The sequence below is a fragment of the Streptomyces sp. NPDC005820 genome (assembly GCF_040630255.1).
GTDB lineage: Bacteria > Actinomycetota > Actinomycetes > Streptomycetales > Streptomycetaceae > Streptomyces.
The window spans coordinates 119,551-141,841 of the sequence record NZ_JBEXXE010000027.1 but is presented as its reverse complement, the minus strand read 5'-3'; the positions used below and the strand labels follow the sequence as shown (position 1 = coordinate 141,841).

Below are 22,291 nucleotides of genomic sequence, written 5' to 3'. Positions count from 1 at the left end.
CCGGTGGTCGAGGGCCGGAAGTGGTGTCAGAGGTCGAGGACGAGTCGGGGGCCGCGGCAGCGGCTGACGCAGATGAGCATCGTGGTGCCCGACTCGTGTTCCTCCGGGGTGAGGAGTTCGTCGCGGTGGTCCGGGACACCGTCCAGAACCGTGGTCTCGCAGGTGCCGCAGACGCCTTCTCCGCAGGAGAACGGGGCGGTGGGCAGCACCTCACGTACGGCGTCGAGCACGGTCGTTCCGGGCTGAACGGTCAGCCGGATGCCACTGCGCCGCAGTTCCACCTCGAAGGCCGCGGAGGTCTCCTGGTCCGCCGCGGCCCGGGCGGGGTCGGCCGCCGCGAAGCGCTCGAAGTGCACGGTGGGCGGGTCCGGCCGCTCCGCACACTGGGAGCGGACGGCCCGCAGCAGGCCCTCGGGTCCGCAGCAGTACACGGCCGCCTCCGGAGGGGCCTCGCGCAGCTGTGCCCCGATGTCGGGCAGGCCCGCCTCGTCCTGGGGGGCGAGCGACACCTTGCCCCCGCTCAGGTCGCCGATCTCGTCGAGGAAGGCCATGGAGGGGCGAGTGCGTCCTCCGTACAACAGGGACCAGGGGGTCCCTGCCGCGGTGGCCTGCCGCATCATCGGCAGGAGGGGCGTGATGCCTATCCCGCCGGCGATGAACAGGTACGCCGGAGCGTCGACCAGCCGGAAGTGGTTGCGGGGGCCGGCGACATCCAGCATGTCGCCCTGTCGTACCGTTGCGTGGATCTCGCGCGAGCCTCCTCGGGAGTCCTCGGCCAGGAGTACGGCGACGCGGTATTCGTGTCGGTTCGCGGGGTCGCCGCACAGCGAGTACTGGCGGGTCAGCCCGGAGGGCAGCCGCAGGTCGAGGTGTGCGCCGGGTGTCCACTCGGGCAGCGGTGTCCCCGCCGGATCCGCGAGGGTGAGCGACAGCACACCTTCGGCCTCGTACCGTATGCGGGTGACCGTGAGCCGGAGAGCAGGCGTGCCGGTCATTCGGAGACCGCGATGACGACCTTGCCGACATGAGCCTTCCGGACGAAGTACTCGTGTGCGCGCGGCAGTTCACGAAGCGGGAAGACCTTGTCCACGACCGGACGCAGCTCGCCCGACTCGATGTGGCGGACCAGCTCGACGAAGGAGTCACGCTCGGGGTTCGCGACGCCGATCATGGTGAGGTCCTTGTAGATGAGATCGCGCAGGTCGATAGGGGGCACAGGTCCCGCGATCGCGCCGCCGGTGACGTACCGGCCGCCGCGCCGCAGCACCCGGAGCATGTCGGTGAGCGCCGGTCCGCCGGTCACGTCGGCCACGACGTCCACCGACCTTTCGCCGACGAGCCGGTGCACCGCGCCCGCGAGATCGCCCTCTTCCCGGGGAATGAAGAAGTCCGCTCCCAGCTCCCGCACTGCGGCCTCCTTCGACGCGCCGGCGACGGCCACGACCCGGGCTCCGCGCAGGCGGGCCAGCTGGACGTTGGCAGAGCCGACTCCTCCCGACGCACCGGTGACCAGGACCGTCTCCCCCTCGCTCACCTGGGTGCGTTGCAGCATCTCCTCCGCTGTGGAGTAGGCGCACGGGAAGCAGGCGAGTTCGGCGTCACTGAGTTCGGTACGGACGGGGAAGGCGTTCTCGGCCGCGACCGCCGCGTACTCCGCATAGCCGCCGTCGCACTCGCTGCCCACGAAGACCACACCGCGAGCCCAGCGCGGCAGGCGCGCGTCCCGGATCACAGGGTCGACGATCACTCGCTCTCCTGTGCGATCCGCCGGGACGCCCTCCCCGACGGCGACGATCTCGCCGGCGATGGCCGCGCCCTGCACCCGGGGGAAGCCGAGCGGGTTCCGGTCCCAGGTCATGTCGGCGTCTTCCTGCTGCAGCCCGAGCAGGCCGATCTCGGGGGTCAGCGCACCGGTCACCCCAGGGGCGTACCATCCGGTTCGGGTATTGATGTCCGTGTTGTTCACACTGGACGCCTTCACCCTGATGAGTACCTGACCCGACGCCGGGGACGGCACCGGATAGTCCTCGCGGTACACCAGCTTGTCGATGCCTCCGTGACCGGTCAGCACCATGGCGCGCATGACTTCGGGAACCATGACCGCACCCTTCCTCTCTGTCGCACGGGTAGTGGAACGTGACCCAATCAGACAGAGTGTCGAATGTCGACACATCCTCCCCCGCCACCTCCGGGCGCGCAAGGGTGTTGACACGTGGGCCACACGCACAGGCGGTCGGAAACATTTCCGTAACACCGCAAGATCCTGTGTTAAATGTCCATTCAGGGGGTTGACCTGTCGAATGTCGACAGAGATTCTGTCGGGCACCAAGGCTGCACGAGGGAGCCCGGCTAGCGCAAGGAGCGGTTATGCGGCGAAGAGTGCTCTATTCGATCTGTACGGCGACGGGTCTCGGCCTCGTCCTGGCCGCGTGCGGAGGCGGGACCACCGCCGGCGGATCGGGAAGCGGATCAGTGACGTTCGTGTCCTGGGGCGGGGCCTTCCAGGACGCACAGCAGAAGGCGTGGACCGACCCGTTCGCCAAGAAGACCGGCACCAAGGTCGTACAGGACGGACCCACCGACTACTCCAAGCTCAAGGCCATGGTGCAGGCCGGGAACGTCTCCTGGGACGTCATGGACGTCGACGCGAACGTCGCGATCAAGGAGTGCGGGACCCTGTTCCAGAAGATCGACACCACGGCCGTCGACACCTCGAAGATCGACCCGAAGCTCGACGTCGGGGCGTGCGGAATACCTGTCGTCCAGCAGTCCGTCGTCATGGTCTACGACAAGAAGAAGTTCGGGGACAACCCGCCCACGAGCATGGCGGACTTCTTCGACCTCAAGAAGTACCCGGGCAAGCGCGGCGTCTACAACGCGGCGGCGCCCGGCCTGCTCGAACAGGCGCTCCTCGCCGACGGCGTGGCCGAGGACCAGCTGTACCCCCTCGACGTGGACCGGGCGCTGAAGAAGCTCGGCAGCATACGCGGCAGCGTCTCCTGGTACGCCCAGCCGACCCAGTCCACCGAGCAGCTCAACTCCGGCTCGGTCTCCATGGCGCTGGTCTACAACGGGCGGGCGTACGCGGCGGCCAAGGACGGCGCGGACTACGCACCGGTGTGGAGCACCGCGTTCCGGACCACCGACGCTCTCGTGATTCCCAAGGGCGCCGCGAACAAGGCCGCGGCGGAGAAGCTCATCAGCTACATCGCCACGCCTGACCCTCAGGCGGCCCTCACTCAGACCATCCCCTACGCGCCCACGACGGTGAACACCTCCCCCAAGGTCGACGCACTGACCGAGGAATTCCTGCCGACCTCGGCGAAGGCGCTGCCGCAGACCCATGTCATCGACATGAACTGGTGGGCCAAGAACAACGACGACGTGACGCAGGCCTGGACCAAGTGGCAGACGGGATGAGGCCATGACCTCGACGGGCTCCCCCACCATGCCGAGAAACGGGACCACGCCTCGGGCGGCGTCGGCACAGGCTCCGGCCCGCCGACGCCGCCTCGGCTGGAGCGCGCTGGCCGTGCCGGCGCTCGCCGTCTCGGTGGCGTTCTTCGTCTACCCGGTGGCCGAGGCGCTGCGCCGGAGCTTCACCGACTTCATCCCTCCGGAATCAGGCGGCTTCGACAACTACGCCTGGTTCTTCGGGGACGCGGTGAACATCACCATCCTTGTGCGCACCGTGGTGACCGGCGTCGCCGTCACCACGGCCTGCCTCGTCATCGGTTATCCCTTCGCCTACCTGATGACAGTGGCCGGCCGTCGCCTGCGAGCCGTGCTGCTCGGAGTGGTCCTGGTGCAGTTCTGGTCCTCGGCGATGGCCCAGACCTTCGCCTGGGTCATCCTCCTCCAGGACAACGGACCGGTCGACAGCCTCACCGGCCGGCTGGGGCTCGGGCACTCCGGGCTCCTGGGCACCGTGACGGGTGCCGGGATCGGCATGACCCAGGCGATGGTGCCGTTCATGATTCTGCCCCTGTACTCCACCATGCAGGGCATCGACCGGCGCCTGGTACTCGCCGCCCAAACGCTGGGGGCCAGGCCCGCCATCGCCTTCTTCCGTGTCTATGTGCCGATGTCGATGCCCGGGGTGCTGTCAGGCAGCCTGATGGTCTTCGTCCTGTCCCTGGGCTTCTACATCACGCCGTCGCTGCTCGGTTCTCCCCAGCAGATGCTGCTTTCCCAGTATCTGGTCACCGAGGTGAACAGCCTGCTGGCCTGGGGCCGCGGCGGGGCCATGGCCGCGGTGATGATCTTCGTGACCGGTGTCTTCCTGCTGTTCGGCTGGCGCTTCGTCCGCCCGACAGCCGCGACCGCCACCGGCGTGAGCGGCAACCACTCCAAGGAATAGGGTCCATGGCACGATTCAGCATGAGCCGGATGCCGCTGACGGCCTGGGGCGTCGCGGTAGTGGTCTGGCTGACGGCGCCCATCCTGATCGTCGCGATCATGAGTTTCACCGGCAGCGAAAGCTTCAGGTTCCCGCCGTCCAACTGGTCCTTGCGGTGGTACCGCAACTTCTTCGACGACCCGAACTGGTACCAGTCTCTTGTCAACTCCGTGCAGATCGCGCTCGTCGTCATGGTGGTCGCCACCCTGCTCGGCACAGCCGCCGCCCTCGGGCTGAGCCGCCTGCGCTCCCGGGTCGGCCCCCTGCTCCAGACACTGCTTCTCCTGCCGACCGTGGTGCCGGTGCTGATCGCGGGCATCGGCATGTACTCACTGTTCCTGCGGTGGCGGCTCACCGGTACCCCGATGGGCTTCATTCTGGCCCACACGGTGCTGTCGATGCCGTTCGTCTTCATCTCGGTCTCCGCCTCGCTGCACACGTTCGACCGCAGGCTCGAGCAGGCGGCGGCCATCTGTGGGGCCACCCCGTTGGCGACGTTCTTCCAGGTGACCCTGCGGATCATCGCCCCCGGAGTGCTCACCGGAGCCGTGTTGTCCTTCCTCGGATCGTTCAACGAGACCATCGTGTCCATCTTCCTGGTCTCCCCCACCCTGCGGACCCTGCCGGTGCAGATGTACACCAGCGTGGCGAAGGAGTCCGACCCCACCATCGCCGCCGCCTCGACCCTGACGACCGCTCTGACGGCAGTGCTGTTCCTCGTGGCACTCACCGTCCGAGCCGGGAGGAGCAAGACCGATGAAGCCTGAGCATCCGGCCGAAGCCGGCGCCTCACTCGAACTGCGCCGTCTGCGTAAGCGGTTCGGCGCGCAGGACGTCGTGAAGTCGGTGGACCTGTGTATCGAGCCGGGCGAGTTCGTCACCCTGCTCGGACCCAGCGGTTCCGGCAAGACGACGACGCTCAACATGATCGCGGGATTCGAACAGCCCACGGGCGGTGAGATCCTCGCCGACGGCAAACCCATCAGCGATCTGCCCACACACCGCAGGAACATCGGCATGGTGTTCCAGAACTACGCTCTCTTCCCGCACATGACAGCGGCCCAGAACATCGCCTTTCCGCTGCGACAGCGCCGTGTGCCGAAGTCGGAAGCCGAGGCCCGGGTCCGCGAGGCGCTGGCGCTGGTCCACCTGGAGAAGTTCGGAGACCGGTATCCCAAGGCCCTGTCGGGCGGGCAGCAGCAACGCGTCGCCCTGGCCCGCGCGGTGGTCTTCAACCCGCGGATCCTGCTCATGGACGAACCGCTGGGTGCCCTGGACAAGAAGCTGCGCGAGGCACTGCAGACCGAGATCCGCCGCATCCACCGGGAACTCGGCGTCACGGTCGTCTTCGTCACCCACGACCAGGAGGAGGCACTGACCCTCTCCGACCGGATCGCGGTCTTCAACGACGGGCGCATCGAGCAGGCGGCCACGGCGGAAGAGCTCTACGAGCGACCCGCCACCCGGTTCGTCGCCGACTTCCTCGGGGACTCCAACATCTTCACCGGCCCCGCGCACGTCGTCGGCGGCACCGCGACCGTCGCGGTGGGTGACGCGCGCATCCGCGTCCCCCTCACCGCGTCCGCGACCGGCGCCGCCCGCGTGATCGGCGCGACCGGCTGTGTTCTCGTACGGCCGGAACGCTGTCGTGTGACGGCCTCCACCGCCAAGGACCTACCGGAGTCGCACAACCGGCTGTCGGGTACGGTGTGCGACGTCGTCTACCTGGGCTCCGCACGACGGATCGACGTCGATGTTCCGGGTCATGGCCGCATGAGCGTGCGTGAACCCGCGGCCGGCAGTGAGGACGTACGGCCGGGCGACCCCGTCGCCGTGCACTGGCCGCTGGACGCGGGTGCCCTGCTGGCGGGCTCTCCCTCCGACGCCGAGCCGGGACCGCCGGCGGCTCCGGGCGAGGAATCCGTTCCCAGGGCGGCCGAGGCGAACGCGTGAGAGGTCCCGTTCACAGCGGCTCCGTACGAGTTCGCCCGCGGTCGAGCTGACCAGGCTTGGGCGCGAGCGGGCGCGGCAAGCAAGTGATCACCGGCACCCGCGGAAGTGTCACGTGGTCCACAGCACCCGAGACGGGACAGTCGAATGTCGACATCCGACTATGCTGTCCCGTACGGCAAGTGAGAGTATGCGCAGGCGCGCCACAGTCGACTACCGGCATGGGATGCCGTTGCATACGCTCGGTGCGATACACAACGGGAGGGTGGAATTGGCCAGGACTCGGAACGGAGACGTGCCGGAGGGCAGCGGGTCGGATGCCAAGCCCCTCCTGGTACCGGCGGAGCGCCCCCGCCTCGCCGATCACGCGTACGGAGAGATACGCCGCACCATCCTGCAGGGGCTCCTGCCCATGGGGCAGCGGTTGCTCGAAGTGGACCTGTCCCGGCAACTCGGAATGAGCCGGGCCCCGCTGCGCGAGGCCATCCGCCGCCTGGTCGAGGAGGGGCTTCTGGAAGAACGCCCACAGAAAGGGGTGTACGTCCGCCAGATCACCCCCGATGACATCATCGACATGTACAACGCCCGCATGGCCTTCGAATCGCTCGCGGCGCGGCTCGTGATCCGCAGTGGTGTGTCCACCGCCCCCCTCAGGGACCTCGTGGAGAAACTGGAAGGCCTCGCTGTGAGCGGGGATGAGCGGGCCGTTACCACCGAAGGTCTGAACTTCCATCGCGCGCTGTGCGAGCTCTCCGGCAATCTCGTGATCCTTGAGATGTTCGACGCCCTCGCCGCGCGTCTTCAGCTCGCCATCGCGCTGCACGACGCCGAAGTCGGCGACTCCTTCGGCATCGCGCACAGCCACGTCGAGGTACTGGAGGCCGTCGAATCCGGGGACGAGGTCGCCGCTGTCGAGGCTGTCGGCTCGCACGTCCTCACGACCGTCGGGAGCCTCGTACGGAGCATGGGTGGTGACCCGGCGCTTCTGCTTCCACCAGGCGTCTACCGGCTACCGGGACCCACAGCATAGTTCCGGTCCCAGCCACGCCGGCCGCCCGAGCTCGGTGCGGCCCAAGGCCCGTTCCGTGCGTTCGTCTGTCGGCTGAGGCTGCTTCCCGGTCAGGGCGAAGACCAGAAACCTTTCGTGGGTACCGGTCTCCGGCGTCCGGTGGTACCTCACGGGCGTCGCCGGCCTCCGGGACGAGAACGGCTGCTTCTTCTTCTCCTCCCGCGACGACGACGTGATCATCATGGCCGGGTACCGCATCGGCCCCTTCGACATCTCCCTCCAACCCGCCAGGCTCGGAACATTCCCCCAACGCGGCCGCATGTGCGTGGTGGGCTGCGCCCGGCTCTGTGTCCGTTCAGGTCTGGGGTACGTGGTCCAGCCGCCGGTCGCCTCCGGTGACCCACTCCGGCTCGGCCACCAGCAGGCGGAACTGTTCGTCTGCGAGGTCCACGTCGACGACGTGGCGGAAGCCGGCGGCCTCGGCCTGCGCGAGGGTGTTCAGGTCTCCGTCCGGGGCGGCGCAGACGATGCGCCGACAGCGCGGATCCGCCTTCCACACGGCCTTCGTCAGCATGCGGAGCGCTTCGGACGGAAGCGAGCCCAGGGCTCCGGAAGCAACACGCACCTCCACGTCGTGGGCGCTGACAGGGTAGGTGTCCCGGAGACGTCCGGCCGCGCAGCGTTCCACTTCGGCGTCGGTGTCGGTGCCCGGTCCGCGCAGGTGGAACCGGGCGGTGAAGCGAGTCCCCGCCACCATGGTGGTTCGCCAGCCGTGCGGGGCGTCGAGTGTGGGCAGGGGTGGCACCGTGAGCACGTCAGTCAGCCTCCTCGGCGAGCTGTCGGATGACGCCCTTGTCCAGCTTGCCGGAGGCGTTCCTCGGGACGGCGTCGATGATCTTCAGGTGGCGTGGAAGCTTGTACTTGGCCAGGTGAGCGGCCGCGTACGCGCGTACGTCGTCCAGAGTGATCGCCGCCGGGTCCTCCGCGCTGATCACCGCTGCCACGGTCTCACCCCATTCCGCGTCGGGTACACCGACGACGGCGACGTCCACCAATCCCGGCATGGAGGCGAGGACACGTTCGACCTCGGCCGGGTAGACGTTCTCACCGCCGCTGATGATCATGTCCTTGAGTCGGTCGACGATGTAGAGGAACCCGTCTCCGTCGAGAGTGCCGATGTCGCCCGAGTGGAACCAGCCCTCCTCGTCGAAGGCGGCCCGGTCGGCCGCCGGGTTGTTCCAGTAGCCGGCCGTGACGTTCGGGCCGCGGACGACGATCTCCCCGGCCTCACCGGGCTTCACCGGTTCGTTGGTGACCGCGTCGACCACACGGACGTCGGTGAAGGGCATGGGGATGCCGGCAGAGCCGAGCTTCTCCAGGGTGCGCTCCGCCGGCAGGTGGGTGGCGAAGGGGGCGGTCTCGGTCAGGCCCCAGGCCTGCTGGAGCAGCACGCCGTGCTCGGCGTAGTGCTGGATGAGTGAGGGCGGCACCGGAGCGCCCGCGACCACCACCGCACGCAGGTGGCTCAGGTCCTGGTCGAAGAGTCCGGGGACGCGCTCCAGGGCGGCGAACATCTGGGCGACGCCGAACATCGAGTTGACGCGGTGGGTGACAAGGTCGTCGGCGCACTGCTTCGGGTCGAATCCGCGGCGCACCACCACGGTGCCGCCGCGCACCAGTGTGCGCAGCACGAAACTGTTGAGGGCACCCACATGGAAGAGCGAAGCGGCAGCGTAGGTGACGTCGCCTCTGCGCGTGTCGAGGCGCAGTTCGACGTTGACCGCGTTCCACCAGATGTTGCCGTGCGTGAGGACGACGCCCTTGGGCGTGCCGGTGGTGCCGGAGGTGAACATCAGCACCGCGGGGTCGTCTGCGTGCTTGACCGCCACGGACGACGCGGGAAGGGCGGCCGCCCCGGTGGCGAAGTACTGGCCGGAGTTCGCCGACAACGGCAAGGAGGAGACGACCGTACGGCAGCTCCTCGCACACCAGGCCGGCCTGGTGGCACCCGAGGCGGATCTGACGCCGGAGGATCTGCGTGCCTGGACGCCGGTGGCCGACACGCTGGCCCGGCAGGCGCCGGCCTGGGTGCCCGGGACGGCGTACGCCTACCACGCGCTCACGTTCGGCTGGCTGGCCGGCGAGGTGCTGCGCCGGGCCACGGGACTGCGGCCCGGTCAGTGGCTGCGCGAGCACGTCGTCGGTCCCCTGAACCTGACGATGACGTTCGGCGCCGACCCCGCGTCCGCCGATCTCCATCCCCTGGCGGACCCTCTGCCCATCACCGAACCCGAGGCCGCCGCGATGATGGCCGCGGCTTTCGCCGAACCGATGATCGCACGCTCCATCAGCCTGGGCAGGGTCTTCGACGCCGCCCGGATCATCCAGGCCGCCAACGAAGAACCATGGCTGTCGGTGGAGATACCGGCGGGCAATCTCGTGACCAACGCCCGCAGCCTGGCACGGCTCTACGCGGCCACGGTGGGCGAGGTCGACGGGGTCAGGCTGCTGGGCCCGGAGATCGTCCGCGACGCCCGTGCGGTGCGATCCGAGGGGCGTCCGTTCGTAGGCCCCGACGTGAACAGCGGCTGGGGCACCGGCTTCATGACCAGCTCCGTCCACCGGCCGATGATCGGCCCCGGCAGCTTCGGCCACGACGGTCTGGGCGGCTGCCTCGGCTTCGCACATCCGGAGTCCGAGATCGCCTTCGCCTACCAGACGGCACAGCCCGGCGGCCTGCCCGACGACCGGGCCGACGCGCTCAGCCACGCGCTGCGTGCTTGCCTGTGAAGGCCCGCTCCGTCACCGCTTCACGCCCGAACCAGTCCACCGAAGAACCGGAAAACCAGGCCATGACCACGACACTTCCGCGTCCCACCGCTCCGACGCCTCCGAGCCCGGCCGCTCGCGGGGCCGACCGGCTCCTGACCCGCCTGATGCGGTTGCCGGGCACCCGCCACGGCTACCGGGTCGAGCGGAACCTGCCGGTGCCGGCGCGCGACGGCGCCGTCCTCGTGACGGACCACTACGTCCCCGTCACCGACCGGCCGAAGGGCACCGTCCTCATACGCACACCGTACGGACGCCGCTTCCCGCACGACCTGGAGGCGCGGGTCTACGCGGACCGCGGGTATCACGTCGTGCTGCAGAGCTGCCGGGGCACGTTCGGCTCCACGGGAGACTTCCACCCGATGGCGAACGAGGCCGACGACGCCCAGGACGCGGTGGCCTGGCTGCGCACGCAGCCGTGGTTCGACGGACGGCTCGCGACCTCCGGGGGTTCCTATGTGGGCTGGACCCAGTGGGCGCTGTTGATGGATCCGCCTCCCGAGCTGCGCACCTCCCTGATCGCAGTCGGGCCGCACGACATGCACGACGCGGCCCACGGAAGCGGAGCATTCCGTCTGGGTGACTTCCTGTCCTTCACGGAGCTGGTGGTCAACCAGGAGAGGTTCCCCGGGCTGCGGGGTGTGCCCCGGATGCTCACCCTGAACCGGCGGCTGGCCCCGGTCTTCGGCGCCCTCCCGCTGGCCGACGCGGCCGACGCGGCGACCGGGCACCGCGCGCGGTGGTTCCGGGAATGGCTGACCACTCCAAAGCGCGACGATGCCGTGTGGGACCGGCTCAAGCTCGACGACGCCCTTGAGCGGGTGAACGTCCCGGTGCGGCTCACCGCAGGCTGGCAGGACCTCTTCCTCGACCAGACCCTGCACCAGTACGAGACGCTGCGTGCACGCGGGGTCGACGTCTCGCTCACCGTCGGCCCGTGGTCCCACAACGAACTGGGTCAGAAGGGCATGGGGATCATGCTCCGCGGCAACCTTGAATGGCTTCAGACGCACCTCGCCGACGAAGCACCGGCACAGCCACGGTCCGCACCCCCCGTCGAGGTGTACGTCACCGGGCAGGGCGCCTGGCGCGAGCTGGCCGCATGGCCACCGGCGACGGGCGAGACCGTGCACTACCTGCAGCCGGGCGGCAGGCTCCAGGCCGGCGAGCCCAGCGGCGGCGCGCCGTCCACCTACCTCTACGACCCCGCAGACCCCACACCCACCCTCGGCGGCCCCCTGCTCACCCTCGACGCCGGAAGCAAGGACAACGCGAAACTGGAGAACCGCCCCGACGTACTCACCTTCACCACCGACCCGCTGACCGATCCCCTGGAGATCATGGGAACCCCGGTCGTCGAGCTGGCGCACACCAGGAGCAACCCCCACGCCGACGTCTTCGTACGGCTCTGCGACGTCGACCCCAAGGGCGTGTCCCGCAACTTCGCCGAAGGACTCCTCCGGCTGGACCCCACCTCACCCCTCGACCAGGTGCAGACCGTACGCGTACGACTGGACGCCTGCACCCACCAGGTCAAGGCCGGACACCGGATCCGCCTGCTGATCGCCGGCGGCTCCCACCCCAGGTACACACGCAACGAGGGCACAGGTGAACTGCCCGGCACCGGAACCGAGCTGCGGCCCTGCACGCACACGGTCCACCACGACACGGCGCGCTCTCCCGCGTACTCCTGCCCACGCCGAACGGGTGAGAGCCGGGCGCCTTTGCCCGGGCGCCCGGATCTTCTCGACGTTCTCACATGATCAGCCACCCGACCGCCCCTCGGGCAGAGCCGCAGGATAGGGCGATAATGGCTTACGTCCCGCGATTCGCCGCCCGAGGTACGCGGACCGCGAATCGCCGGCCGGTGCGATCTCCGCGAGAGCGAGATGAGCGATCATGGACCAGCGAAGCGCCGCCGACGCGGCGGCGCGGCCGCTCGCAGAGCCGGTCGACGGGGCGCTCACGGCGCGCGTCACCCTCGACGAGCACGCCACCGTGACCGGGTGGAACGCGGGCGCCGAGCGCCTGCTGGGGTACTCGGCCACGCAGATCGTGGGGCGGTCGGCGGCCGGTCTGCTGGCCGAGCCGATCCCGGTGGAGGACCTGCGCCCCATCGAGGAGCTGCCGAGATGGCATGGGAAGGTCTCCGTCCGGCACCGGGACGGCCGGCGGTTGGAGATCAGGGTCCTCGCGCACCACCGGACGCCGGAGACCGGGACCCGCGAGTGGTTCGTGGTCTCCGCCCTGACCGGGAAGCAGCCTCAGCCGGCCGACGAAGCCCTCGTGAGCCGCAGCTTCGAGCAGTCCCCTTCCTGCGCGCAGGCGCTCTACGACACCGGGCTCCGGGCGCGGTGGGTGAACGACCGCATGGAACAGGCCTTGGGCCTCACCCGGGACGACCTACTCGGACTGCGCACCGGCGAGGGCGTGGACGGGCCGGTCGGTGAGCTGGCAGAGCAGGGCATGCTGCGGGTGCTGGAGACCGGGGAGCCCGAGTACCAGGAGCACTTCATGCGCGCCGGCGGTGAAACGCGCGAGCACGCCTGGTCGGTCGTCCTGTCGCCGCTGCGGGACCAGACGGGCCACGTGCAGGGTGTCTGCCTCACTGCGCACGACATCACGGAGCAGTACTGGGCACGCACGCGGCTCCAGCTGATCGCCGAGGCCGGCCGGCGCATCGGCACCACGCTCGATGTGATGCGGACGGCGCAGGAGCTGGCGGACGTGACGGTCCCGGAACTCGCCGACTTCGTCAGCGTCGACCTGCTGACCTCCCTCGACGACCTGCACGAACCGCCCCCGGAGGGCGGGACCGCGGTCGGCCATCTCATGCTGCGGCGCGTCGCCCACCAGTCCGTGACCCCGGGCATCCCGGAGGCGGTCCTCGGCCTGGGCGATGTGGACGAGTACCCGGAGGGCTCGGCGCCGGTCGAGAGCCTGCGGTCAGGGCGGTCCGCGGTGCACCGGACGACCGACGCCGCGATCGCCGAGTGGATCGCCCGCGACCCGGCCCGCTTGTCCCGCGTCTGCGAACTCGGCGCCCGCTCGGCGATGACGGTGCCTCTGTCGGCACGCGGAACCACGTTGGGCGTCGCCGTCTTCGTCCGCTACCACCATCCCGAGATCTTCCAGCAGGACGACCTGGTTCTGGCCGAGGAACTGGTGGCCCGGGCGGCCGTCTGTATCGACAACGCCCTGCGCTACACCCGTGAACGCGGCACGGCGGTGACGCTGCAGCGCAGCCTGCTGCCGCAGGGGCTGCCCGAGCAGGCGGCGGTGGAGGTCGCCTCCCGTTACCTCCCGGCCGGCGGGCACGCCGGCGTGGGCGGCGACTGGTTCGACGTGATCCCCCTGTCCGGGGCGCGGGTGGCCCTGGTCGTCGGCGACGTCGTCGGTCACGGCCTCCACGCCTCCGCGACCATGGGCCGGCTGCGTACGGCCGTACGCACCCTCGCCGACATCGACCTGCCCCCCGACGAACTGCTCACCCACCTCGACGACCTGGTCGCCCGCCTGTCCACCGAGCAGGAGGGCACCCAGCCGGCCGGCCGGTACCCGGAGAGCGGCGGCGAGGTCGGCGCGACCTGCCTGTACGCCGTGTACGACCCGATCTCCCGCCGCTGCACGCTCGCCCGGGCCGGACATCCGCAGCCGGTCGTGGTGAGCCCCGAGGGCACCGCCGCACTCGTCGACCTCCCGTCAGGCCCCCTGCTCGGGCTGGGCGGCCTGCCCTTCGAGGCGGCCGAGATCGACCTGCCCGAGGGCAGCCTGCTCGCCCTCTACACCGACGGCCTGATCGAATCCCGGGACCGCGACATCGACGACGGCCTCCAACGGCTCTGCCACCTGCTCACCCGGCCGACACCCTCCCTGCACGCCCTGTGCGACACGGTGCTCGCCGATCTCCTGCCCGAGCGCCCCGCCGACGACGTCGCGCTCCTCCTCGCCCGCACCCGCGCCCTCGACACCTCCCAGGTCGCCACCTGGCAGATACCGGCCGATCCCTCCGCCGTCGCCCAGACCCGCAAGGACGCGCTGGCGCAGGTCGAGGCCTGGGGACTGGAGGACGCCGAGTTCGTCACCGAGCTGGTCGTCAGCGAACTCGTCACCAACGCCATCCGGCACGGCCAACCTCCGATCCAACTCCGCCTGATCCACGACAACACCCTCATCTGCGAAGTCTCCGACGGCAGCAACACGGCTCCCCACCTCCGCCGCGCCCGCACGTACGACGAGGGCGGCCGCGGCCTGCTCCTCGTCGCCCAGCTGACCCAGCGCTGGGGCACCCGCCAGGGCGCCCGGGGGAAGACCATCTGGGCGGAACAGACCTTCGAGCCGGTTCCGCCCGGCCACTTCTGACCTGCCCGGTCGCGGCTTCGGGGAGGGGCCCGGTGACCGGGCCCCTCCCTGGTTTCAGCTGATCCCGGTCGCCTGTCAGGCTGTGGGGGCCTCGAGGAGGATCTTGCCTGGGAAGGCACTCATCAGCGGGTCGGTGACCGAGGCCGGAGCGTAGGTGACCACCATCATCTTGTCGGTCGGCCCGTTGTAGGTGACCACCAGTCCGTATGTCGTGTCGCCGTCGGGCTGGATCGCCTGGTAGACCGCATCGGTGACCTTCTTGATCTCGGCGGCGGTGAACTGCTGGCTCTTGGCGATGGAGAGCTGGGGCCAGCTCGTCGGTGTCTGCCCGGAGGAGTCGGTCCAGTCGGTCGGTGTCTGCACGTCGAGGTCGCCGGTGTAGTCCGACGGGTAGGTGATCACCGGCCCTACGTCGGGGTCGTCGAAGTACGAGATCGCGCAGTTGTAGTCGGCCAGCTCCTGCAACTGCTCCATGCGCTTCGCGGGCTCGTCGGCCCTGTCGTGGACCTGGGACGGGGTCAGGGCGTGGTCGTAGACGCGGAAGTTGCGCATCCGGCCCTTGAAGTACTTGTCGTTGGCGTAAAGGGATCGGCCGAGGTAGTTGGCGGTGGTGGTTCCGTTGCCGATCGAGCCGGGGGTGATGGTGACGTTGGTGTTGCGTGCTTTTTCGACGCCGTTCTCGTAGAGGATGCCGGTGGTGCCGGTCTGGGTGTAGGTGACGTGCTCCCACGCGCCGTGCGGCAGTGTGTAGCCGCCCGAGGGCTGGATGTCCTTCTTGGCCGTGTAGTCGGTGAGGGAGACCGAGGTGCGGAAGGTGTCGCCGGTGGTGAACAGGTAGCCGTTGCCGTTGCCGTTGCTGTCGTTGGTGTTGCCGAGCCCGTACATGAAGTACGGGCTGGTCAGGGTGCTGTCGACCCACACGTCGAAGTCGACGCTGATCGAGTTCAGCCCCTTCATGACGTTGTACGGCATCTGGACGTAGGTGTCGGAGCCGTTGAAGCCCAGTCCCTCGTCACCACCCATGTCGGCGGCGTTGTTGATCCAGCCGTCGCGGCCGTGGCCCGAGGAGTCGTGGGCGATCTCGCCGACGGGCTCGTCCAGCTTGTAGTCCAGCAGCAGTCCCTGGGTGCTGCCGGCTTGCGCCGGCCGGCACGTGGGCGGTGACGGGTGGGTGTCCGTGGACGTGTCGATCACGAGCTGGCCGGCGTACTGGGTGGCCAGGGGGTCGGTGACCGATGACGGGGCGTTGGTCACGGCCACCACCCGGTCGCTCATCCCGTCGTAGTAGACGGCCAGGTTGTACGTCGTGTCGCCGTCGGGCTGGACCGCGGCGTAGACCGCGTCCTGCAGGGCAGTGATCAGATCGGCGGTGAACAGTGGGCTTTTCGCGGTGGTGGGGGTGGGCCAGAGCGTCGGTGTCCGACCGGAGGAGTCGGTCCAGTCCGGCGGCCGCTGAACGTTGTCGATGTCCCCGGTGTAGTCGGACGGGAAGATGAGGACCGGGCCGATGTTGGGGTCCTCGAACGCCGCGAGCGCGTTGTTGTAGGTGGCCAGGGCCTGCAGCTCCTCCGACTGCAGCTCTATGTCGTTGGCTCTGTCCTCGACCTCGGCCGGGGACAGGGACTTGTTGTAGAGGCGGAAGTCGCGCATCCGGCCCTTGAAGTACTTGTCGTTGGCGTAGAGGGACCGGCCGAGGTAGTTCGCGGTGGTGGTTCCGTTGCCGATCGAGCCCGGGGTGATGGTGACGTTGGTGTTGCGTGCCTTCTCCACCCCGTCCTCGTAGAGGATGCCGGTGGTGCCGGTCTGCGTGTAGGTGACGTGCTTCCAGGCGCCGTGCGGCAGCGTGTAGCCGCCCGAGGGCTGGATGTCCTTCTTGGCCGTGTAGTCGGTGAGGGAGACCGAGGTGCGGAAGGTGTCGCCGGTGGTGAAAAGATAGCCGTTGCCGTTGCTGCCGCTGGTGTTGCCGAGCCCGTACATGAAGTACGGGCTGGTCAGGGTGCTGTCGACCCACACGTCGAAGTCGACGCTGATCGAGTTCAGCCCGGCCATGATGTTGTTCGGCAGCTTGACGTAGGTGTTGGAGCCGTTGAAGCCCAGCCCATTGTCACCACCCAGGTCGGCGGTGCCGTTGACGGTGCCGTCAAGGCCGTGGCCCGAGGAGTCATGGGCGACCGTGCCGGCGGATTCGTCCAGCTTGTACCGCAGCAGCAGGCCGTCGGTGATGTCGGCCTGCGCCGGGGGAGCGGTCGTCAGCAGCCCGCCGGTGGCGACCAGCGCGAGGGAGCAGGTGGCTACGAGACCGGTCCGCATCCGTCGCATGGGCGAGGTGGCCGTCCGGGTTCTCACCCCTGGCTCGTTGTTCTTCAGCATGTGCTGCCTTTCGTATCGGGGTGAGCCGGGCGGCTTCGCCGACGGATTCTGCCGGGGTGGGCAACGGGAGTGCTTTCACTCCTCATCGGTGACCGGCTTGTTTCGAGCGACCGTGGTGCACCGGCGCCGGCCCGAGTTCGTCGAGAAGGGGCGGCGCGGAGAACACCTGGGGCGGCCTGCGCCTGCGGGGCTCGGTCGGGCGGCCGGGCGGGCGAACCTGAAGCGCGGCGGATTCAGCTGGTGCAGGGTGAACGGGATGCCGCCGAACGGAATTCTTGCGGAGTTTCACGGTCAGCGTGCGCACCGGTTGATTGTCGAACAGCCGCGGGTGTACGGGTTCGCCTGAATTGCGGGCACGTTCAGGTCCTGGTCGAAGGCGAAGTGCCCATTCGGATCGTTGGCCGGCTGGTAGACTATTCGCGCTTCCACGTGATGGGGGTTCGTGACGAAATGGTCGTAGGCCCACGTGATGGTCCGTGTTTGTATCAGGCTGCCGTTGGCGTGCGCCGTCATCCGATAGATGCGGACACCCAGAATCGCTTCTCTCGGAATCCGGTGGACGTAGGCCCATTCGTCCTGGGATCGATAGTGGGTGAGGAGATCCACATTCCCTCGGATCTGATCGGGAATATAGACTGCGTTCCTTGCCCACACGGGATCGATGACGTAGACGAAGGAGCGCGCGGTCACCTGACCGTGATCACAGCTTTCCAGCAGACCACGCCACGGAATGAGTCCGTATATCCATGTCCGACTGGTCGAACAGCGTGGTATCCGCGCCGCAGATTCCAGATTGCGCAGTCCCTGGCCCCGCGCGAACCCCTCCGCAACGCCCAGCGTTCCCGTCGTCGAAATATAGTTGCTGTTGTCCCCGCCGTGGACATGCCGCTCTATGTCGACATTGCTTCCTACCGCAGTGAAGCCGTTGGTGAAGATGTCGTACGGCAGGCGGGTGTCTCCGCGATACAGCTGACGGGGAAACGCCCTCTGATTGTTGAGGTCATCGTTGTGCAGGTTGGGACAGCTGGATGACCCTTCTCCGGAATTTGCGCCTCCCGGACAGTCGTTGATCGATACAGCCTGTGCCGATGTGATCGACAGGAGGGCCTGGAGCAGCGCTATTGCGATGGCAACCGCGAAGAAAGCCGCGAAAACAGGCTTCCTTTTTCTGGATCTCGTCTTTCCGCGTACATGCACTGCGGTTCGCTTGAACATGTGTCCTCCGGGCTGAATGAGGAGAGTGCGAGGGCGCATACCGGCTCGAGGTCGGCTTTTACTGAGACCGGGTATGCGTGTACCGGATGGAGTCACGAGCGGACCGCCGGTGCGTTCAGCAGCCCCGCGTCACCCGTTTGTCATGTCCGCCGTACTGGCGTTCATGGCGGTAAGGATCACAGCGGGGGGCGCCCCGGCGCATGCGTCATTCGGACGGGTCGGGTACCTGGTTCTCCGCCCACCAGGTCGCGATCTGGGCGCGGCGGCCGTAGCCGAGCTTGGCCAGGATGTGGTCGACGTGGCCGCCCACGGTGCGTGGGGAGAGCACGAGGGCGGCGGCGATCTGACGGTTGGTCATACCCTCGGCCACCAACGAGGCCACCTGCCGCTCCCGCTGGGTCAGCGGGCTGGGGGCCGCGGCCGTCACGGCGGCCAGTTCGGCACCGCCGGTCAGCGCGAAGGCGATGCCCCGGCCGGGGCGGTCGAGGCGGCTGCCCTCCGTAAGAGCCTTCTCGTACGCTGCCGGGCCCAGAGCCCTGACGACCGACTCCGCGCAGCGCGCATGGTGCTCGGCCAGATCGGGGCCGAACACGGAGAGCTTGGTGCCGGTGTCCCGCCACAGGGTGCGCACCGTGCCCAGCAGCCGCCCCGCACGCTCGTGGTCGTTGCCGGCGGCGCTGATCCAGGCGTGCAGTTCCAGCAGCAGCGCGGCCCCGACGTAGTCGTTGAAGTCCCGCTGGATCTCCAGCCCGGCGCGGGTCAGCTCCAGGGCCACCGCCAGGTCGCCGCGCACCAGGGCGTCAAGGCCCAGCGCCCACAGCGCGTATGCGCGGTTCAGGCCCTCACCGTGGGCCTGTGAGACGGCGACCGCCCGCCTGGCGGTCTCGGCCGCGCGCGGGTCACCGAGGTGGGCCTGGGTTCTGGCGAGCTGAAACAGCCAGAAGACCGTCGTGGCTTCCTCCCCCAGCGCCGTATGAGCGGCCACCGCGCCCTCGAAGAGGGACACGGCCTCCGCGAGGTTCCCGCGGAACAGTGCCAGCGTCCCTCGGAAACCGAGGACGTTCGCGCGTACCGTCGGATCGTCGAGCTGGTCGCCCAGCTCCGCTGCCTCGGTCAGCCACTCGTCGGCCGCGGCGGGATCGCCCTGCAGCAACGCCACCCAGGCGGCGGCCCACAGCGCCCGGGCCCGCGCCGCAGTGGGCTCGGGCGCGCCCGCGAGCGCCCGGTCGAGCCGGCGGCGCCCCTCGCCGAGGTACCTGTCGGCGCACCAGTGGTAGCGCAGCGCCGCGGCCAGCGCCAGCTCGGCCTGCGGGTCGCCGCCGTGGTTCAGTGCCGCCAGCAGATCGTTGTGTTCGGCGCGCAACCGGGCCAGGGTCTGCTGCTGTCCTGGGCCGTACCACGTGCCGGCGGCGTGTTCGGCGAGGGCCAGGAAGAAGTCGCGGTGCCTCGTCAGCAACCGCTGTTCCTCGTCGGACTCGGCGAGCCGCAGTCTTCCGTAGCGGCGGATGGTCTCCAGCATCCGGTAGCGCGGCAGACCCTCCTGCTCGATCACCAGAACGATGGACTGCCCGACCAGCCGGTCCAGGAGGTCCACCACCTCGTGCCGGGCGATGCCCTCTCCCACGCAGACACCCTCGACCGCGTCCAGGGTGAAACCGCCGACGAACACGGACAGCCGGTTCCACAGCAGCCGCTCGGCCGGACCGCACAGTTCGTAGCTCCAGTCGACCAGCGCCCGCAGCGTGCGCTGACGGGGCCGCGCTGTCCGGCTGCCGCTCGTGAGCAGCGTGAAACGGTCCTCCAGCCGGTCCACCGCCTGGTCCACGGTGAGCGTGCGCAGCCGGGACGCGGCCAGCTCGATGGCCAGCGGCAGCCCGTCCAGGCCGGCACAGAGCCGGGAGGCGCCGGCCCGGTTCAGGTCGGTGATCCGGAACTCCGGCCGTACGGCGGTGGCCCGGTCCCGCAGCAGTTCGACCGCCTCGTCCGGAACCGACAGCGGCGGTACGACGAGGACGTGCTCGCCCGCGATGCCCAGCGTCTGCCGGCTCGTCGCCAGCACCCGTACCTCGGGAGCGGCCGACAGCAGCGCCTGGGCCAGCTCGGCGCACGCGTCGACCAGATGCTCGCAGTTGTCCAGCACGATCAGCGCCCGGCGCCCCGCCAGATACCCCGTGAGCCGGTCCAGGGCGGGCCTCGCGCCCAGTTCCGGCACCCCGAGCGCCGCCGCGGCGGCGTCCGCCACGGCCAACGGCTCCCGCACCGGAGCCAGGTCAACCAGCCACACCCCGTCCGCGAACGCCCTTCTCGACGCGGCGGCCGCCTCGAGCGCCAGCCGCGTCTTGCCCACGCCACCCATACCGGTCAGCGTCAGCAGCCTCGCCGGACCGAGGACACGGCGGATCTCGGCGATGAGGTGCCGTCGGCCCACGAAGCTGGTGAAGGCCACGGGCAGATTCCCCGCCTCCGAGATCATGCTGGTCATGCCGCGCCCTCACCTTCTTTCTTTCGCGGTCACCTCGGCCGTCAGCCGCACGAGGGTGCCGTACGCGCGCGTGACCAGTGCGACAGCGCCACCGTAATCCACAGTCTCCGTACAGACCGCAGTGCCGCTGGTCACACGAACGAGCAAGGCGAAGGCCCTGGGCGTCGCCGTTGACGCCCCGCCGACGGGGCGTCAACGGACCACCGGCGGCGCCGCTTCACCGGTCGTCGGCCGCCGCGCGCAGGGCGCGCAGCACATCGGCGTCGGTGAGCTGGTCGAAGTCGTCGTACCAGAGGCCGACGGCCATGAAGGCGGCCGGCTGGTACAGGCAGAGGACGTCGTCCGCCTCGGGCCCCAGCAGGGCGACCGCCTCCGGGGAGCCGACCGGTACGGCCAGGACGGTGCGCCGGGGCGCGGCACGCCGCAGGGAGCGGAGCGCGGCGCGCGCGGTGGCCCCGGTGGCCAGGCCGTCGTCGACCACGATCGCGGTACGCCCGCGCAGGTCGGGGGCGGGGCGGCCGTCGCGGTAGAGCAGCTCACGCCGGTGGAGCTCGGCGCGCTCCCGCTCCACCACCGGGGCGAGATCGCGCTCGGTGAGGCCGAGTGCGCGCAGGATGTCCTCGTCGAAGAGCGGCTCGGCGCCGCCGACGAGCGCGCCGACGCCGAGCTCCTGCTGGAACGGCGCGCCGATCTTCCGTACGACGAGCACGTCGAGCGGCGCGTTCAGCGCCCGGGCGACCTCCTCGGCCACGGCGACACCGCCCCGGGGCAGGGCGAGGACGACGGGGTCGGGCAGTTCGCCCTCGTCCTGCCGGGTCCGCAGCACGCCGGCGAGCTCGCGTCCGGCCTGCGCGCGGTCACGGAACTGCATGGGACCGCCCCTTCCTTCCGGTCACTCCCCCTCCGTCCCCCTCCGGATCATTCGAATCATCCGGATCATTCGGTTCAGTCCCCTCCCCGTTCCCCTCCCCGTTCCGTCTTCAGCGGGACGGACCGCAGCCGGTCGTCGCACCACCGCTTCGCGGCCCCGGCGACCTGCTCCAGCGCGCCGGGCTCCTCGAACAGATGGGTCGCGCCCGGGACGACGTGCAGGGCGCACGGCCCCCGCAGCAGCCGGGCCGCCTCCTCGTTCAGCCGCAGCACCTCGGGGTCCCGCCCGCCCACGATCAGCAGCACGGGCACCCGTACGGCGTCCAGGGCGGCCTCGGCCAGGTCGGGCCGCCCGCCCCGGGAGACCACGGTCAGCACCCGGCCGGGCCGCTCCGCCGCGGCCACCAGGGCCGCCGCCGCGCCGGTGCTGGCGCCGAACAGGACGACGGGAAGCGCCTCGGTGTCGTGCTGCGCGGCCAGCCAGTCGACGACGGCGACCACGCGCCGCCCCAGCAGCGGTATGTCGAAGCGGTGCAGGCCCGTCGACGCGTCCGCCCGCTCCTCGGGCTCGGTGAGCAGGTCGATCAGCAGGGTGCCGAGGCCGGCGGTGCGCAGCTCGGCGGCGACCATCCGGTTGCGCGGGCTGTGCCGGGAGCTGCCGCTGCCGTGGGCGAACAGCACCACCGCCCGGGCGTGCGCCGGGACGAGGAGGTCACCAGTGAGCGCCGCGCCGTCGGCGGGGACGCGGACCAGCTGGGAGATCATCACCGTCATCTTCTTCCGCGGAACGGCGGCGGCGCCGCGC

17 protein-coding genes are annotated in these 22,291 nt (G+C 69.6%); 8 read left to right on the top strand and 9 right to left on the bottom strand.

What is annotated here, in order from left to right:
• Positions 1-26: 26 nt before the first annotated feature.
• Both ABZ464_RS30730 and ABZ464_RS30725 read right to left on the bottom strand, forming a co-directional pair.
• Entirely contained in the window at positions 27-995 is a 969-nt protein-coding gene (locus tag ABZ464_RS30730) for a PDR/VanB family oxidoreductase (RefSeq protein WP_359282044.1), read from the bottom strand.
• A complete protein-coding gene (locus tag ABZ464_RS30725; RefSeq protein ID WP_359282041.1) occupies positions 992-2,098 on the bottom strand; it encodes an alcohol dehydrogenase family protein in 1,107 nt (368 codons plus the stop codon). The genes ABZ464_RS30730 and ABZ464_RS30725 overlap by 4 nt, the downstream gene beginning before the upstream one ends.
• A 374-nt stretch (positions 2,099-2,472) precedes the next feature.
• On the opposite strand from ABZ464_RS30725, the gene ABZ464_RS30720 reads away from it, so the two are divergent.
• From ABZ464_RS30720 to ABZ464_RS30700, 5 genes are all read left to right on the top strand, one after another.
• On the top strand, positions 2,473-3,420 hold the full coding sequence (locus ABZ464_RS30720; RefSeq protein ID WP_359282039.1) for an ABC transporter substrate-binding protein: 948 nt from the start codon (positions 2,473-2,475) through the stop codon (positions 3,418-3,420).
• Positions 3,421-3,424: 4 nt separating this feature from the next.
• Positions 3,425-4,360 carry an ABC transporter permease gene (locus ABZ464_RS30715; RefSeq protein WP_359282037.1) on the top strand — a complete coding sequence of 312 codons (936 nt, stop codon included), beginning with the start codon at positions 3,425-3,427 and terminating at the stop codon, positions 4,358-4,360.
• A 5-nt stretch (positions 4,361-4,365) separates the two neighbouring features.
• The gene (locus ABZ464_RS30710) at positions 4,366-5,166 is read left to right on the top strand and encodes an ABC transporter permease (protein ID WP_359282035.1); all 801 of its coding nucleotides are present in this window, start codon (positions 4,366-4,368) and stop codon (positions 5,164-5,166) included.
• A complete protein-coding gene (locus ABZ464_RS30705) occupies positions 5,156-6,352 on the top strand; it encodes an ABC transporter ATP-binding protein (RefSeq protein ID WP_359282033.1) in 1,197 nt (398 codons plus the stop codon). The genes ABZ464_RS30710 and ABZ464_RS30705 overlap by 11 nt, the downstream gene beginning before the upstream one ends.
• Before the next feature lie 292 nt (positions 6,353-6,644).
• Positions 6,645-7,379, top strand: coding sequence for a GntR family transcriptional regulator (locus ABZ464_RS30700; protein ID WP_359282031.1), 735 nt, complete (start codon positions 6,645-6,647; stop codon positions 7,377-7,379).
• Between the two features lie 334 nt (positions 7,380-7,713).
• Here the strand turns inward: ABZ464_RS30700 and ABZ464_RS30695 are convergent, their stop codons facing one another.
• Together ABZ464_RS30695 and ABZ464_RS30690 are read right to left on the bottom strand one after the other, a co-directional pair.
• Positions 7,714-8,172: a hypothetical protein gene (locus ABZ464_RS30695; protein ID WP_359282028.1), complete on the bottom strand. Its 459-nt coding sequence runs from the start codon at positions 8,170-8,172 to the stop codon at positions 7,714-7,716.
• A gap of 1 nt (position 8,173) precedes the next feature.
• A complete protein-coding gene (locus ABZ464_RS30690; protein ID WP_359282025.1) occupies positions 8,174-9,307 on the bottom strand; it encodes an AMP-binding protein in 1,134 nt (377 codons plus the stop codon).
• Between ABZ464_RS30690 and ABZ464_RS30685 the strand changes: the two genes are divergently transcribed.
• From ABZ464_RS30685 to ABZ464_RS30675, 3 genes are all read left to right on the top strand, one after another.
• Positions 9,237-10,148, top strand: coding sequence for a serine hydrolase domain-containing protein (locus tag ABZ464_RS30685; RefSeq protein WP_359282023.1), 912 nt, complete (start codon positions 9,237-9,239; stop codon positions 10,146-10,148). The genes ABZ464_RS30690 and ABZ464_RS30685 overlap by 71 nt on opposite strands.
• A 62-nt stretch (positions 10,149-10,210) precedes the next feature.
• Positions 10,211-11,950 carry a CocE/NonD family hydrolase gene (locus ABZ464_RS30680; protein WP_359282021.1) on the top strand — a complete coding sequence of 580 codons (1,740 nt, stop codon included), beginning with the start codon at positions 10,211-10,213 and terminating at the stop codon, positions 11,948-11,950.
• 136 nt (positions 11,951-12,086) lie between these two features.
• Positions 12,087-14,549: a SpoIIE family protein phosphatase gene (locus tag ABZ464_RS30675; RefSeq protein WP_359282018.1), complete on the top strand. Its 2,463-nt coding sequence runs from the start codon at positions 12,087-12,089 to the stop codon at positions 14,547-14,549.
• A 75-nt stretch (positions 14,550-14,624) separates the two neighbouring features.
• On the opposite strand, the gene ABZ464_RS30670 is transcribed toward ABZ464_RS30675, so the two are convergent.
• From ABZ464_RS30670 to ABZ464_RS30650, 5 genes are all read right to left on the bottom strand, one after another.
• Positions 14,625-16,895 (bottom strand): LamG domain-containing protein, encoded by a 2,271-nt coding sequence (locus ABZ464_RS30670; protein ID WP_359282016.1) that lies wholly within the window; start codon positions 16,893-16,895, stop codon positions 14,625-14,627.
• A gap of 315 nt (positions 16,896-17,210) precedes the next feature.
• Positions 17,211-18,134: a hypothetical protein gene (locus ABZ464_RS30665; RefSeq protein ID WP_359282015.1), complete on the bottom strand. Its 924-nt coding sequence runs from the start codon at positions 18,132-18,134 to the stop codon at positions 17,211-17,213.
• Between the two features lie 205 nt (positions 18,135-18,339).
• Complete coding sequence (locus tag ABZ464_RS30660) at positions 18,340-20,616, bottom strand: LuxR C-terminal-related transcriptional regulator (RefSeq protein WP_359282012.1); 2,277 nt, start codon at positions 20,614-20,616, stop codon at positions 18,340-18,342.
• 217 nt (positions 20,617-20,833) lie between these two features.
• Positions 20,834-21,487 (bottom strand): phosphoribosyltransferase, encoded by a 654-nt coding sequence (locus tag ABZ464_RS30655; RefSeq protein WP_359282009.1) that lies wholly within the window; start codon positions 21,485-21,487, stop codon positions 20,834-20,836.
• A 74-nt stretch (positions 21,488-21,561) separates the two neighbouring features.
• Positions 21,562-22,251, bottom strand: a complete 690-nt coding sequence (locus ABZ464_RS30650; protein ID WP_359282006.1) for an alpha/beta family hydrolase — start codon at positions 22,249-22,251, stop codon at positions 21,562-21,564.
• Between the last annotated feature and the right edge of the window lie 40 nt (positions 22,252-22,291).